The organism is Paludibaculum fermentans, assembly GCF_051172195.1.
GTDB lineage: Bacteria > Acidobacteriota > Terriglobia > Bryobacterales > Bryobacteraceae > Paludibaculum > Paludibaculum fermentans_A.
Window position 1 is genome coordinate 2,404,007 of sequence record NZ_JBPJAQ010000001.1, and the last position, 13,940, is coordinate 2,417,946.

13 protein-coding genes are annotated in these 13,940 nt (G+C 60.3%); 6 read left to right on the forward strand and 7 right to left on the reverse strand.

Features of this window, described 5'->3' with window-relative positions; all coding sequences use genetic code 11:
- Positions 1-22: 22 nt before the first annotated feature.
- Both motA and ACR9Y2_RS09755 read left to right on the forward strand, forming a co-directional pair.
- On the forward strand, positions 23-892 hold the full coding sequence (gene motA / locus ACR9Y2_RS09750) for a flagellar motor stator protein MotA (protein WP_435040961.1): 870 nt from the start codon (positions 23-25) through the stop codon (positions 890-892).
- A gap of 27 nt (positions 893-919) precedes the next feature.
- Positions 920-1,726 (forward strand): flagellar motor protein MotB, encoded by an 807-nt coding sequence (locus tag ACR9Y2_RS09755; RefSeq protein ID WP_435040962.1) that lies wholly within the window; start codon positions 920-922, stop codon positions 1,724-1,726.
- Here the strand turns inward: ACR9Y2_RS09755 and ACR9Y2_RS09760 are convergent.
- Entirely contained in the window at positions 1,701-2,363 is a 663-nt protein-coding gene (locus tag ACR9Y2_RS09760; protein ID WP_435040963.1) for an HAD-IB family phosphatase, read from the reverse strand. The genes ACR9Y2_RS09755 and ACR9Y2_RS09760 overlap by 26 nt on opposite strands.
- A gap of 68 nt (positions 2,364-2,431) precedes the next feature.
- Here ACR9Y2_RS09760 and ACR9Y2_RS09765 point away from each other — a divergent pair, with 68 nt between their 5' ends.
- Complete coding sequence (locus ACR9Y2_RS09765) at positions 2,432-2,851, forward strand: hypothetical protein (RefSeq protein WP_435040964.1); 420 nt, start codon at positions 2,432-2,434, stop codon at positions 2,849-2,851.
- Here the strand turns inward: ACR9Y2_RS09765 and ACR9Y2_RS09770 are convergent.
- The 3 genes from ACR9Y2_RS09770 to ACR9Y2_RS09780 form a co-directional block, all read right to left on the reverse strand.
- Positions 2,848-3,132, reverse strand: a complete 285-nt coding sequence (locus tag ACR9Y2_RS09770) for an NAD(P)H-dependent oxidoreductase subunit E (protein ID WP_435040966.1) — start codon at positions 3,130-3,132, stop codon at positions 2,848-2,850. The genes ACR9Y2_RS09765 and ACR9Y2_RS09770 overlap by 4 nt on opposite strands.
- A complete protein-coding gene (locus ACR9Y2_RS09775; RefSeq protein ID WP_435040968.1) occupies positions 3,120-4,277 on the reverse strand; it encodes a radical SAM protein in 1,158 nt (385 codons plus the stop codon). Before ACR9Y2_RS09775 ends, ACR9Y2_RS09770 begins: the two co-directional genes overlap by 13 nt.
- Positions 4,278-4,475: 198 nt before the next feature.
- Positions 4,476-7,931 carry a carboxypeptidase regulatory-like domain-containing protein gene (locus ACR9Y2_RS09780; protein ID WP_435040970.1) on the reverse strand — a complete coding sequence of 1,152 codons (3,456 nt, stop codon included), beginning with the start codon at positions 7,929-7,931 and terminating at the stop codon, positions 4,476-4,478.
- A gap of 487 nt (positions 7,932-8,418) precedes the next feature.
- Between ACR9Y2_RS09780 and ACR9Y2_RS09785 the strand changes: the two genes are divergently transcribed.
- Both ACR9Y2_RS09785 and ACR9Y2_RS09790 read left to right on the forward strand, forming a co-directional pair.
- On the forward strand, positions 8,419-9,405 hold the full coding sequence (locus tag ACR9Y2_RS09785; protein WP_435044845.1) for a mannonate dehydratase: 987 nt from the start codon (positions 8,419-8,421) through the stop codon (positions 9,403-9,405).
- A gap of 232 nt (positions 9,406-9,637) precedes the next feature.
- Positions 9,638-10,921, forward strand: a complete 1,284-nt coding sequence (locus ACR9Y2_RS09790) for a tetratricopeptide repeat protein (protein ID WP_435040972.1) — start codon at positions 9,638-9,640, stop codon at positions 10,919-10,921.
- 82 nt (positions 10,922-11,003) lie between these two features.
- On the opposite strand, the gene ACR9Y2_RS09795 is transcribed toward ACR9Y2_RS09790, so the two are convergent.
- Positions 11,004-11,258 (reverse strand): hypothetical protein, encoded by a 255-nt coding sequence (locus ACR9Y2_RS09795; protein ID WP_435040973.1) that lies wholly within the window; start codon positions 11,256-11,258, stop codon positions 11,004-11,006.
- A 175-nt stretch (positions 11,259-11,433) separates the two neighbouring features.
- Between ACR9Y2_RS09795 and ACR9Y2_RS09800 the strand changes: the two genes are divergently transcribed.
- The gene (locus ACR9Y2_RS09800; RefSeq protein WP_321473551.1) at positions 11,434-11,772 is read left to right on the forward strand and encodes a hypothetical protein; all 339 of its coding nucleotides are present in this window, start codon (positions 11,434-11,436) and stop codon (positions 11,770-11,772) included.
- An 8-nt stretch (positions 11,773-11,780) separates the two neighbouring features.
- Here ACR9Y2_RS09800 and ACR9Y2_RS09805 read toward each other — a convergent pair whose 3' ends face one another.
- The gene (locus ACR9Y2_RS09805; protein ID WP_435040974.1) at positions 11,781-12,815 is read right to left on the reverse strand and encodes a glycosyltransferase family 4 protein; all 1,035 of its coding nucleotides are present in this window, start codon (positions 12,813-12,815) and stop codon (positions 11,781-11,783) included.
- Positions 12,812-13,876 (reverse strand): sigma-54 interaction domain-containing protein, encoded by a 1,065-nt coding sequence (locus ACR9Y2_RS09810; RefSeq protein WP_435040975.1) that lies wholly within the window; start codon positions 13,874-13,876, stop codon positions 12,812-12,814. The genes ACR9Y2_RS09805 and ACR9Y2_RS09810 overlap by 4 nt, the downstream gene beginning before the upstream one ends.
- Positions 13,877-13,940: the final 64 nt, after the last annotated feature.

The window sequence follows — 13,940 nt, forward strand, 5'->3', positions numbered from 1 at the left end:
CCCACGTGGGGGCAACTTACATATGTTTGTACTCATCGGAGTCGCAATCGTAATCGGCGCGATCATTGGCGGCTACCTCATGGAGCACGGCAAGCTGATGGTGCTCATGCAGCCGGCGGAGTTGGTGATCATCGGAGGGGCGGCGCTGGGCACGATCTTCGTCGGCAACCCGCTGCACACCATCATTGGGATGGGGAAAGCGGTGCTGGGCGCCCTGAAGGGCTCGCCGTTTACCAAGGCCTTTTATCTGGAACAGTTACGGATGCTGAACGACATCTTCGTCTATGCCCGCAAGAATGGCATGGCAAAGCTGGAATCCGATCTGGACGAGCCGGAGAAGAGTGCCATCTTCACGAAGTATCCAAGCTTCATGAAGAATCACCATGCACTGGATTTCTTCTGCGACACGGTGCGCATGTCGATCTCCGGCGGCGTAGGGCCATTTGAACTCGACCAACTGATGGAACTGGACATGGAAGTCCAGCATCATGAGGGGGCGGAGCCGGCGTCGGCGCTGACGACTGTGGCCGACGCATTGCCGGGCTTGGGCATCGTGGCGGCCGTTCTGGGCGTGGTGATTACCATGGGCGCCCTGGGCGGCCCGCCGGAAGAGATCGGCCACAAGGTGGCGGCGGCACTGGTGGGGACTTTCCTGGGGATCCTGCTTTGCTATGGGTTCCTGGGGCCGCTGGCTTCGAATATCTCCAAGATCAATGACGGACACGCGCAATACATGGGCTTCCTGCGCATGGCGATTCTCGCCTTTGTAAAGGGGACGGCTCCTTCACTGGCAGTGGAATTTGCACGGCGCGCGATTCCCACCCATCTGCGCCCGGGGTTCAAGGAAACTGAAGCAATCATTAAGGGTGGGGCTGCTGCAAAGCCGGCCTAGAGGCCGCATTGCAGGGAGAGTCGAAGTATGGGAACAGCAACAACACCTCCGCCGATCATAGTTGTCCGCAAGAAGAAGGGCCATGCCGGCCACCACGGTGGGGCCTGGAAGGTCGCCTATGCGGACTTCGTCACGGCCATGATGGCTTTGTTCATTGTGCTTTGGCTGCTCTCTAGCGACGAAAAGGTCAAGAAAGCGGTGGGCGGCTACTTCCTGGATCCTACGGGCAATGGAAAGATGGTGGGCTCAAATATGTCCGGAGCTGGAACCGGGATCGAGATGACCACGGAGAACATGAGCAAGTTGAAAGAGAAGATCGAGGCTGCCATGAAGGAGTTGCCTAAGTTCGAGCAGATGAAGAATAACGTACAGGTGACCGTGACGAATGAAGGGTTGCGCATCGAACTGCTGGAAAAGGAAAGCGGGATGTTCTTTGAAAGCGGAAACGCCAAGCCTTCGCCCCAGGGAACTGAGTTGATCAGGATGCTGGGCGAGCAATTGAGTCAACTTCCAAACAAGCTCCTGATTGAAGGACACACCGATGCGAAGCCATATGCGTCGGAGGCCGGCTATACCAACTGGGAGCTTTCCGCGGATCGGGCGAACTGTGCGCGGCGGGTTTTGCAGGAATCTGGTATCGCGGTGGACCGGGTGGCTCAAATCCGTGGTTTCGCCGATCAGCACTTAAGGAACAAGGCGGATCCGTTCGACCCGTCGAACCGCAGGGTCTCGGTGCTGGTGCAGTACCGGGATGTCCCGGCGACCAGCAAGCCGGCTCCTGAGCCGCCAAAGAGTGAAACGACGCAGCCTAAACCCGCTGAGCCTCACCACTAAGGGCGGGGGCGATTTCAGACCACCGGCGGAATGGGTGAAACTGCACAGATCTCCGTCTGAGCTGGCCGGCGAGCCAGCCCGTGGCGAACCGGCGTTCGGATGCGACCAGCAACGCGGGTTGCTCGTCGGGAGGGCCATTGCCGGCAAACGCAACGCGGTCGTACCGATTCAAGGCGTCCAGCACCACGGCGGATTTGTCGATGCCGTACGCGGGGTCATAAAACTTCGATCCGGAGGGCAGATCGAGCACGAGTCCGGATCCCTCAACAAACCGGCCCGGGTTGGAATGCACCTCCAGGTGGGATAGGCCCAGTCCCGAGAGAAGCTGATCGATGTACCAATTGGAGCCGTTGGAAACGATCACGACGTCCCAGCCGGAATCCTGGAGTTGGGCGACAGCGGCGGGCAGCGCCGGATCCACTTCCATTTGCGGCAGCAGGGCCTGCAGCACCGCCTCTCTGCAACGAATCTGCGCGAAGATGCCGGCCATGGCTTCGAAATGCGTCAGCCGTCCGGTGGAATAGCCTGCCCAGTAGTCAGGAATCGACTCGGCCGGGCAGTGTGGAAGGGCCAATTCGTAGAAGTCGACACGCGAGATGGTGCCATCGAAATCGGTGATCAGAGCGGAGGAGGGCATGGGGCGGTGCGGTGAGGGTGAAATTGCCCCCGTCCTTGCATGATAATTTATCTAGGAAACACGCGTTTATGTCACAGGTCCAACAAATTGCACTGGCGCCCGAACGGCAGGCGCTGCGGGATGCGAATCAGCTCAGAGCCGTCAACTCCCAGGAAGAGGGGACGGCCATCCGGCACCTGCCAAATGGCGTTTACGGATTCACCGGCGCTCCGGCGACCAACGAAATCCCCTTGTTCTCGAAGCCTGTCTTCGAGTGCTTCGAGGTTCAGAAGAGAGCCGACGGGGAGCTGGTCTTCGTAGGCTATGTCACTGAAAAAGAAAAGCAGACAATCGAGCAGGGGCTGGAGCCCGTCGTTGCGGATCTATACCCGGAACCGCACGGCGAGGCTGTGCAGCTGATTTCGATTCCGGGCACCCGTGTAGACCGGCGCCGTCCGCCGACGCGCGACAACGGGAACTCGATGAAGGTCGATATCGGCCCGCGCTAGTTCAGCAGGCCGAGGCGGAGCAGTTCGATTTTGAGCCGCATGCGGCTCATCCAACCCATGACGCGGCCATCCTCGATCATGGCTGGAGCGGCTTGGCAGCGGTGGATGCATTTCGACTCGCCGATGCGCAGGTCACCAGAGGCGTGCTCGTGGTGGTGCTTCAGGTCGTGCAGCAGGTCGGTTGCGCCGGCATTCCTGCAGGATTCACCGGTGCAGACCACCATCACGTGCCGGTTCCGGCACACGTGCGGGGTGGGTTTGTTCAGCGCTAGGCTTGCCATGGTGCTCCAGTGGCTTCCTTCCGTTGGGGATTCGGCTCGTAGATGCAGAAGGGCTCTTCAGCGTGATAGTCGCCCGTGACACCAAATGCGCGCGCCCGGCAGCCCATGCAAACCTGTTTGAATTCGCAGTAGCCGCACTTTCCGTCCAGGTTATTGAGATCGCGCAGGTCCTTGAAGAGTTCTGAGCCGCTCCAGACCTCTTCGAACGTCTGGCGGCGGAGATCGCCGGCCTCGAGGGGTAGGTAGCCGCAGGGTTGGACTGAGCCGCGATGGGAGATAAAACAGACCCCGGAAGCGGCCAGGCAGCCGCGCGTCATCTGGTTCAGGTCAGTGGGATGTCCACCCTGATGGGGATGGCCGGCGTGTTGGGGGTGCGGCATCTGGGCCGGAACGGCTTCGCCGGCACGGCGGGACTCGGCGCGACGCTGGCGGGCGATGCGGTAGTACTGCGGCGCGCAGGTGGCTTTCATTTCCATGCCGGAGTCCAGGTTGCGGTCGTAAAACCAGTTCAGGATGCGCTCGGCGTCGGCGCCGGTGACGGACTGATCTTCGGCGATGGTCAGCCCGCAACCCACGGGAACCAGCAGGAAGAGGTGGAAGGCGTCGACCTTCAGGCTCTTGGCCAGTTCGACCATCTCGGGCAGTTGATGGGCGTTGTGCTTGGAGACGGTGGTGTTGACCTGGGTGGAAATCCCCAGGTTCTGCAGATGTTGGATGCCGCGGATGGCAGCGTCAAATGCCCCATCGTGACCGCGGAAGGCGTCGTGGGTGCCGCGGTCGGCGCCGTCGAGGCTGATGGCGACGCGGACGATACCGGCTTCCTTGATGCGATCGGCCATGGCTTCGTCGACAAGAGTGCCGTTAGTGGCGAGGGCTACGCGGATGCCGTGGGAGACTGCACGCTTAGCAATATCGAAGACATCGCGGCGCCAGAGGGGTTCTCCACCGCTCAGGACCAGGATGAATGGGGCATATGCCGCAAGTTGGTCGACGATGTCCAAGCACTCCTTGGTGGAGAGGTCATCGGGGCTCATCAATTCGGTGGCGCTGGCGCGGCAATGGATGCACCGGAGATTGCATCCGGTTGTGAGTTCCCAGAAGACCAGCCTTGGATTGGCGATGGCGGGGATGGCTGGCGCGGTCATACAACTTTGTATGCAATTCGGGGCCCACGCAACAGTCATTTAAATTCAATAAGTTAGGGGTGTAGATAGGGCGGGTGGGGGATTACCCCCACCTCGGTAGTGTGTGGAGCAGTGTCGTCCCACCCAATTGGCCCCAGAAAAGAAAAACGGGATACCCCCGGTGAGGGGTATCCCGCGACTGAAAGGGTTAGTGTCGAATCAGAAGTCGTAGCGAAGCGCCATCTGATAGATACGGGGATTCCCGGTGGTGCCGCTGATCCGGCCGAAGCTGGCCGGCGTGGTCAGGGACACACTGGGGTTGGCGAAGTTGACGTTGTTGAGAACGTTGTAGCCTTCGGCGCGGAAGGTGACAGCGTGGCCTTCGTAGATCTTGAAGCGCTTCACCAGGGACATGTCGATATTGAAGTAGCGAGGTCCGCGGAAGGCGTTTCTGCCGCTGCTGCCAAGTTCGCCGGCGGCCGGGAAGCTGAAGCGGCCGGCTTCCTCGGAGGTGAGGTACCACACGCTGTCGCCGCGCCGGTCGATGCTGCCGATGTTCCGGCTGCCGGTGTAGTTGGCCCAGGTGTTCACGGCGCCATTGGTCGTGGTGCGGGAGGAGCTGACAGTGAAGACGGAGCCGCTCTGCCAGATCATCAGTCCGCCCAGTTCCCAGCCGCCGATGGCGGTATCAAGCCACTGCGGCATGTCGGTGCCGAAGCGCTTGCCCTTGCCGAACGGGACGCGGTAGGTGGCGGAGGCGTTGAACGAGTGGGGCCGGTCGAAGTCGCTGCGGGCGCGGTTGAGGGCGAGGTTGAAGCTGTCAATCGGGGCGGTGTAGCCGTTGCCCTCGGCGGAGCCGTTGTCGATGCTCTTGCTGAAGGTGTAGTTGGCGAACACCTGCAACGAGCTCATGTTGCGGCGCACGCTGAACTGCATGGAGTTGTAGTAGGAGCGGCCGTTGTTGGTGCCCTGACGGAGTTCGATGTACTGCGGGTAGTTCCTCAGGTAGAAGTCGGAGACACCGGCGGCGGCGTAGCGGGTGTAGTGGGTGCGGTCCAGGTTGGTAGCCGCGGTGCCCACGAGACCCTGAGTGAAGTTGGCCGCACCCAGGCTGGAGATCGCCGAGGCAGGCGTGCCGAATATCTTGACGAGGGTGTTGTTCGCCGAGATCGGTGCGGATGAATTAGTCTGGAATGCCTGCAGTTCCTTAAAGGAGCTGAGGAAGTCACCGTAGACCCGCTGCTGGTTCTGGTTCACGTTCATGAACAGTTTGATACCGCTGCTGCCCACATACGCGACTTCCACGATGGTGTTACGCATGACTTCTCGCTGCAGGTTTAGGCTGAACTGGCTGGTGTAGCCGGTGCGCAGGTTGGGGTTGAACACCGAAATCGTGTTCTGGCGGTTGTTGGGGAGCACGAGAACCGGGGCGGAGGGCTGCGCGGGCAGCGGAATGCCGTCGGCTGCGCGGATGTCGGTGCCGCTGGCGTTGGGATTGACCGGCACGCTCTGCGAGAAACCAGGGGTGGCGCCGTCGACCGAACTGGTGGTGGCGCCGATGATGCGGTCGAAGAAGACGCCGTAGCTGCCACGAACGGCCGTCTTGCCGTCGCCCTTCACGTCCCAGGCGAAACCGAAGCGGGGTGCGAAGTTGTTGAGATCGTTGTTGTACCAGGAGCCCGACTTGGCCACTGCGAAATTGGCGATCTGGCTGACCGCATTGATCTTCACGGCTTGGTCGATAATGCCCTGCTGTCCGTTGGCCTCCGACGGAACGCTGGAGTATTCCCAACGCAGGCCGAAGTTGAGGGTCAGGTTGCGGCGCACTTTCCAATCATCCTGTGCGAAGTAGCCCTGCTCATTGAAATTGAAGGTTCGGACGCGGGGCGTGCCGGCCTTCTGGAAGGTGGTCAAGTCGCTGTAGAAAGTCTGAACGACCTGATTCATCCGGCCCAGGACGTCGTTGTAGAGGCTCTCGAAGGTCTGGCGGTTACCAGAGGAGATGGTGCCGCTGGCGACGGTCGGTCCGATGTTGGCGGGCACCGCATTGCCGAGGTTCGTACCGGTGGTGACGTTCGCGTAGATGCCGGCATCGTTATAGCCCCACTGCTTGGTGCGCCGGTATTGGCCGCCGAACTTGAAGGTGTGGCTGCCCATCACCTTCGTCAGATTGTCTGTGACCTCATCGACCGGTGCGTTGCGGCCTTGGGCGAAGGCGGCGTTGTACGGATCAGTGAACAGGTTGGAGATGATGGTGGCACCCTGGAGGCGGCCGGGGCGCAGGAAGTCGGAGTTGGCGCTCTGGTGGCCGACGCGCAGTTCATTGACCAGCGTGGGCTGCAGAACCCAATCCGAACCGGCAGAGAAGCCCCACCGCACGCCGCCCTGGGCGCCCTGGGGGAACCCGGGGAAGGTGGCGTCCGCTGAATTCAGGGAGTCGATGGAGTAGGTGCGGAACCAGCTATAGCGGAAAAAGACGTGGTGGTTCTCTGTCAGGTTGTGGTCCACCTTGCCGGTATAGGCGTTGTTGCGGCTGCCGGCAGGATTGTTGAACCGGTAACCGCCGGTGTTGAGGCCGTCACCGGTATCGAAGTTGTTCGGGTCGGGCAACACCTTGAAGATCTTAGCCATCTCGGCGTCGACGCCCTTGCCGCGCGGATCGTTCTGGGCGATGTTGAACGACGAAATGGCGGTGCTGCCAGGGGCGCGCCAACGGAAAATGCCGGCCTTCGCTTCGGGCGTGAGGACGGTGCGGTTGCGGACGACTTCCTGGGAAACGCGGCTGCCCTGGTAGTTGAAGAAGAAGAATGTCTTCCCTTTCTTAATGGGTCCGCCGATGGAGCCGCCGAACAGATTCTGGATGTACTTCGGCCGGGCGATGCCTGAAGTGTTGTTGAAGAAGTTGTTGGCGTTCAGTTGGGTGTTGCGGAGGTAGTCGAACAGGTTGCCATGGAACTGGTTGTTGCCGGAGCGGGTGATGAGTTCCACCTGGCCACCGGCGTTCCGGCCGTACTCAGCCTTGGCGCCGTTTGTGATGACGCGAAATTCGCCGACGGAGTCGGTATTGTTGGCCGTCATGGCCAAACCGAGGCGCGGTGCCACGGCATCGTTCACGTCGATGCCATCCAAGGTTGTGTTGTTGCTACCCTGGCGCGTGCCGTTGACACGGGAAAAGGTCGTGTCACTGGGATCGATCTGAACGCCGGGCTGGAAGACTGCGAGAGCCACCGGGCTGCGGCCCAATTGCGGCAGTGTGTCGATATCGCGCATCGTGATGGAGCGGCCCATCTGCGCATCCGTTGTCTGGACGCGGGCGGCTTCGGCCTCCACGACCACGCTTTCCGTGACCTGACCGACCTCAAGCTTGAAGCGCTGGGTGGTGGCCACAGAGACGTTCAGTTCCACACCGCTGGCGATCGCCTTGCGGAAACCGGGTGCCTCGACGCTGATGGTGTAAGTTCCGGGCTGAAGTGAAGGAAAGATGAACATACCGTCGGGGCTGGTGACCCCTTCGGCGCGCACCTGCGTCTTCTCGTTAAGAACGACGATCTTCGCACCGGGAACCACGGCACCACTTTCGTCCTGGACAGATCCGTCCAGTCGCGAGGTTGCCACCTGTGCGACGCTGAGCGCTGCCAATAGCGCTAGAGATAGAAGTAACCTGAGTGTCGACATGACTAACTCCCCTTCGAAGCTAAGGCACGCGAGCGATGCCTCGCTACCTTTCGATGGGTATTAGTGTAGGAAGAATTGTTACTACTGTCAATGTGTTTGTTACATAACGGCAATTAATGATATTTGTATCCGAAACAGTAAGTAACTTATAATCATTCACTTGTAGGTATTGACTAGCGCTTGCTGCCGAGTGTCGTCGAGGCACACTGAATGACGTGTAAACAGCAAACTCGACATGCGGCTCAATTCGAGGCGTTGCTACATTCTCGTCAAGTAACGCGGCATTTAGCCGGATTGAGACGGACTGGAGTGCTCATGCCGGGCGGCCCGAATGAGGAAGGATCCTCCTCCACCTCGCCGAAATCCGGATATGATGCTTACGACACCAATGAAGCGGCGCACACTCCTTCTCTCTTCCGCGGCCATGGCGGCCGCTCCGCAGATTGCGGCCACGGCGGCTCCGGCGGCTAAAAGGCAGCCGATGCTGATGAAGCTGGGGACCCAGAACAACTCGGATCCGGCTTACCTGCGCATGATTGCGCCGCTGGGGATCACCCACATTTGCAGTACGCTTCCGTCGCGGAAGCTGGACGAGAAGTGGAGTGTGGAGTCGCTGAAACGCCTGAAGGAGGGTGTGGAGGCGACGGGCATTCAATTGGCCATGGTGCCCTTGCCGTTGAGCTCGAGCGTCATTGAAAAGGCGGAGTATCCCAGCCTGCTGCTGGGGCAATCGCCTGCACGCGAGAAGGCCGTCGACGAAATCTGCCAAATGATCCGCAATTGCGCCCTGGCCGGGATCCCGTCGGTGAAGTACAACATGAGCATTCTGGGTGTGGTGCGGACGGCGCCGACCACGGGGCGGGGCGGCGCGCAATACAGTACTTTTAAGTATTCGGACGGGAAGCAGGATCCGCCGAGCGCCGCGGCTCCGATGTCCGCCGATTTGTATTGGGAGCGGATCACATGGTTCCTCGATCGTGTGGTGCCGGTCGCGGCTGAGCACAAGGTGAGGATCGCCTGTCATCCGCACGATCCGGGGATGCCGAAGGGGAAGGGGTTCAAGGGTGTTGAGACCGTGCTGGGCTCAGTGGACGGGCTGAAGCGATTTGTCTCGATCCGAGAGAATCCGTACCACGGCCTGAACTTCTGCCAGGGGACCGTGACGGAGATGCTGGAGGACCCGAACCGCGAGATCGGCGACGTGATCAGGTACTTTGGCACCCGGAAGAAGATCTTCAATGTTCACTTTCGCAACATCCAGGGTAAGTTCCTGGACTTCCGGGAGACCTTCCCGGATAACGGTGACGTGAACTTCCTGAACGCCATCCGCACGTATCGAGATGTTGGCTACGACGGGATGCTGATGCCGGACCATGTGCCTCACATTGAGGGGGATGCTGGCGGGCTGATGGCCTTCGCCTTCTGCTATGGCTACATCCGGGCCCTGATGCAGGTGCTGGAGCGGGAGGGCTGAATTCGCCGGGCGACTGGAGTTCCATGACTGGAATTCTGTTGTCTTAAATAAGGATGAAGCACAGTGAGCCATTGGTCGCGGCAATGCGCACAGCCGCTGGTTCCCGCACTTGCGCTTACTCCTGGTGGCCGAATGGGAGTCGAAGAGGGGGAACAAATGAAGGCAAGCTATCGAAGGGTTCCTGTGCCATAATACCTACACTTAGAACTCAGCTACACCAGCGGAGGGTGCCATGAGTCATTTTCAACTGCTTCCGGCCGGGTGGAAAAAGGCCGTAATGGTCGGTCTGCTGACGGTCTGCGGAACGTTTGGCGCGTTCGCGCAGAAGACCGGCGGCACAGGCTCAACGGGTTCGACCGGTGGTACAACAACCCCCACTATTCCGACGCGGCCGAGTACGACGACCGGAACCACGAATCCGACCACGAGTACAACGCCTTCCATTATGGATTACCAGCGTCCCATCTACTTGTCCGGACGGGTGATGCTGGACGATGGCACTGCGCCACCCGAGCCGGTGGTGATGTTGCTTGTCTGCAACGGGCAACCGCGGCCTCAAGGCTATTCCGATATGAAGGGCCGGTTCAGCATTTCGCTGGGCCAGAACCAATCTATGTTCACCGACGCGAGCATCGGCAACCCCAATGATGCTTTCGGCACAGGAACCAGCCAGAAGAGTTCGTCTCCTGGCGGCGTGCGGAACGGGATGTCGGAGCGCGAGTTGATGGGCTGCGAATTCAAGGCGGATCTGCCTGGCTTCCGCAGCGATGTGGTTCAGTTGAGCGGCCGGCGGATCCTGGACAGTCCGGAGCTAGGTACGCTGGTGCTGCACCGGTTGGCGAACGTGCAGGGTTTTGTTTTCAGCGCGACGACAGGCATGGCGCCAAAAGACGCGAAGAAAGCATACGAGAAGGGCATGGACCTCGCGAAGAAGAAGAAGTACTCGGAGGCCGAGGCTCAACTGCAGAAGGCTGTCGAGGTGTATCCGAAGTATGCCGCGGCCTGGTTTGAACTCGGTAACAGCCTGATGGCACAGAAGAAGAACGAGGACGCGCAGAAGGCATACGAAGAATCGGTGAAGTCGGACGGCAAGTTCCTGAAGCCGCATATTCAATTGATGCAGTTGGCTCTTTCAAGCAGGGACTGGCAGTTGATCTCCGATCGCAGCGACACCGTGCTGAAGCTGGATCCGTATTCCTACTCGCAGGCGTGGTTCATCAACGCCGCTGCCAAGTACAACCTCAAGAAGATGGACGAGGCGGAGAAGAGTGCGAGGGAAGCGGTGAAGCTGGATCCGGACCACCACAACCCGAGGTCGGCTCAGTTGCTGGGCACGATCCTGGCGGATAAGGGCGATTATCCTGGTGCGCTGGAGCAGATGAAGGGCTACTTGAGCTTTGCTCCGAACGCTCCGGATGTGGAGTCGGTGCGGAAGCAAGTGGCTGAGTTGGAGCGTGTGGCGGGCGTGAAGGCTACGGCCCAGGGCGCGCCGGCGACTCCAGCGCAGAACAAGTAGGCCGCGGTCCCCTCAGTTGCGAAAGTAAGGAGCGTCCGAGCCAGATGGCTGGGCGCTCTTTCTGTTTTCGGAGCGGTTGTAATCAGGACTTCGAGATGCGGCGCGCGCGCCAGAAGGCATGGAGGCCGAAGCCAAGCATGACTAGGAAGAAGAAGGCGCCCAGGACGAACTTGACGAAGTGGGCGAAGCCGAGATCGATTTCGTTGTAGCCGCGCCAGAGAGCGCGGATCATGAGAACGGCAATGGCGATGAAAAGAAAGCCGAGAATCTCATTCCACAGCGAGTGGAGAGGCTTAATGATGCCGGGCAGGAAGGCTTGGAGGAACTTTTTGAACATTACTGGCTTGGATGGAACTGGTCCCTAAACATAGTATCAGGCGGGTGAAAAGCGATCGAATGGTGGGGATCACTCAAGCAGGGGCAGAAACCGGCCGATAAATGGGATGGAAGTGGTCCGGAGCCTTGAATGCATCCGGATGGTATTCTGAAAGTGGCCGCACACGAGGCTTACCTTGGACGATCGACTGAAAGAACTGATGCAGGAGCTGGGCAATGCGATCAACGAGTCACTCTCCGACTCGGATCGAATCGCCGCGGCGATTGGCGAAATCAAGCGAGCGGGGTATGACGTGTTCCTGGTGCTGGAAGCGACCATCGGGTTCAACAAGCGCGATGAAGCGGACGGCGAGGACGATGACGGTGCGGTACTGGAAACACGGCTGGAAACCGACTTCGAGGAAGAGTACACGAGCACGGGCAAGAACGAGCAGACGGCCCGTCTGAAGTGGACTTCGCAGGATCAGAAGTTCCTGCGGGCTCTGAAGATCGCCGTGGACGAAGACGGCCGCTAAGCGGTCCTCTACCCGCTTAACTCCTGATAGACCTTCCATGTAAGGTCCACAGCCCGCTGCCAGGAAAACTCAGCGGCGCGAATTTGCCCCGCACGCACCAAGTGATTCCGAAGTCCCTCATCCTGGATGAGGCGGCCGAGGGCGTGACCGATGGCGTCTTCATCGGTGGGGTCAACCAGCAAAGCCGCGTCTCCGCAGGCTTCAGGCAAAGCAGAGCGGTTGGAGGATACAACGGGCAGGCCATGGGCCATGGCTTCCAGCACCGGAATGCCGAAGCCTTCATCCAGCGACGGGAAAGCGAAGATCGACGCTGAGGCGTACAATTCGGCGAGTCGCTGATTATCGACCCATCCGGTGACAGAGATCCGTTCCCGGGCGGGGCTGGCGGCGATGCGCTCGTGAATGGCCGTGGCGCCATAGCCGTCGGAACCAGCCAAGACCAACTTCCAGGGTGGCGGGGCATTTCTTTCGAAGGCGGCTACGAGGCGGGCGAGATTCTTGCGCAGTTGAATGGCGCCGACGTGGAGGATCGTGGGTCCGCGATGCACCTCCGCGACTGGAAGTGGTAAATGGGTGCCGTGGGGAATGATGCGCAGGCGCGCCTCCGGGACACCGAGGAGTTCCTGAACCTGGTTCGCGGTGAAGCGGGAGACGCAGATGATGAGGGCAGCGCGGTGAGCGGCTTCACGGGCCTGTCCGGCGAAGCGGGCCCGAAAATCCGGAGAAGAATACTCCGAGGTAAGGACAAAGAGATCGTGAAAAGTGCAGATAGCGGGAGCGCCGGAACGGAGGGGCAGGCGCTGGTTGAGTCCATGAAAGAGTCCGGTACGGAATAGGGGCAGGCTGTCGAAGAGGGGACGGGCCGCGGCGTTAGGAGGCAGGGGCTCGCGGCGGCCACGCAGGTAGCGGTGCAGTCGATAGCACCAGGTGAAGCGCTGCCCGGGGTGGCTCGCAGCAAGCCCATAGAGGATCTCGCGGCTATAGACGCCGACACCAGACAGGTTCTGTCCCAGGCTGTAGGTGGCGTCGAGAGCGATGTTCAATCCTGGATCCCGTATTCCTTAAGCTTGCGATAGAGGGTCGTGCGGCCGATTCCGAGAAGGTGTGCGGCCATCACGCGATCGCCCTTAGTGTACTGCAGGGCCTGAATGATGGCGCGCTTCTCCATCTCCGAAAGAGGCAGGACCGGCATGACGAACGTGGATTCGGGCGAGGCGGTGGGGCTGGGCGCTCCCTGAACCGGAAGGTAAGAGAGGTTGCCGGGCGGCGACTGTCCGCCGGCGGCGAGGCGTCGTTTCTGCTCGAAGTTGAGAAGATTAGAGGGGGCATCGCCACCGTGGAGGAGCGGGCCGCTATTGACCGCCACCATATGCTGGATGCAGTTCTCCAGTTCGCGCACGTTGCCGGGCCAGTCATAGGCCATCAGGAGTTCGAGCAGTTCTCCGCTTAGGCGATGGCCGCTGCCATAGTTCTCGAGGAAGTGAGCGATGAGAGACGGCAGGTCATCCTTCCGCTCGCGCAATGGGGCGAGGCGGAGGGTGACGACATTGAGGCGGTAGTAGAGATCCTGCCGGAAGGTGCCCTTGTGGACTTCTTCGGCCAGGTCGCGGTTGGTGGCGGCCACGATGCGGAAGCTGGATTTGCGGACCTGCAATGAGCCGACGGGGCGGAACTCTTTCTCCTGCAGGACGCGCAGCAGTTTGGACTGCAAGTCCAGCGGGAGTTCGCCGATCTCATCGAAGAACGCGGTGCCGCCGTCGGCCTGTTCGATGAGGCCGATCTTCTGCGTATGCGCACCAGTGAAGGCGCCCTTGGCATGGCCGAAGAGTTCGCTCTCCATGAGAGGGCCGACCATGGCGGAGCAGTCGATGGTGACGAAGGGGCCGCTGGGGGAGTTGCGATGGATGGTGCGGGCGACCAGTTCCTTGCCGGTGCCGGTCTCACCCAGCAGGAGGACAGGCCAGTGCCCTTTGCCCAATTTTGCAGCCAGCCGGAGTACCTGGCGCAGGCGCGCAGACTGACCGACTAACTCATAACTCTTCTGTGACGAATCCACTGTCATCCAGTCTGGTGTCTCAAAGTGCTGTTCGAGCTGAACTGGCATACGACCTCATAGAGGTAGTGGCCGGGCAGCAGGAAATCTCTTCGTTAGATTGCGAGGCACCTAT

Excerpts from the sequence above, each read along its gene's own strand:
- ACR9Y2_RS09770 (WP_435040966.1), bottom strand. The coding sequence starts at position 3,132 with ATGGCAAGCCTAGCGCTGAACAAACCCACCCCGCACGTGTGCCGGAAC.
- ACR9Y2_RS09765 (WP_435040964.1), top strand. The coding sequence starts at position 2,432 with ATGTCACAGGTCCAACAAATTGCACTGGCGCCCGAACGGCAGGCGCTG.
- ACR9Y2_RS09780 (WP_435040970.1), bottom strand. The coding sequence starts at position 7,931 with ATGTCGACACTCAGGTTACTTCTATCTCTAGCGCTATTGGCAGCGCTC.
- ACR9Y2_RS09775 (WP_435040968.1), bottom strand. The coding sequence starts at position 4,277 with ATGACCGCGCCAGCCATCCCCGCCATCGCCAATCCAAGGCTGGTCTTC.
- ACR9Y2_RS09760 (WP_435040963.1), bottom strand. The coding sequence starts at position 2,363 with ATGCCCTCCTCCGCTCTGATCACCGATTTCGATGGCACCATCTCGCGT.
- ACR9Y2_RS09755 (WP_435040962.1), top strand. The coding sequence starts at position 920 with ATGGGAACAGCAACAACACCTCCGCCGATCATAGTTGTCCGCAAGAAG.
- ACR9Y2_RS09795 (WP_435040973.1), bottom strand. The coding sequence starts at position 11,258 with ATGTTCAAAAAGTTCCTCCAAGCCTTCCTGCCCGGCATCATTAAGCCT.
- ACR9Y2_RS09810 (WP_435040975.1), bottom strand. The coding sequence starts at position 13,876 with ATGCCAGTTCAGCTCGAACAGCACTTTGAGACACCAGACTGGATGACA.
- motA (WP_435040961.1), top strand. The coding sequence starts at position 23 with ATGTTTGTACTCATCGGAGTCGCAATCGTAATCGGCGCGATCATTGGC.
- ACR9Y2_RS09790 (WP_435040972.1), top strand. The coding sequence starts at position 9,638 with ATGAGTCATTTTCAACTGCTTCCGGCCGGGTGGAAAAAGGCCGTAATG.
- ACR9Y2_RS09785 (WP_435044845.1), top strand. The coding sequence starts at position 8,419 with ATGAAGCTGGGGACCCAGAACAACTCGGATCCGGCTTACCTGCGCATG.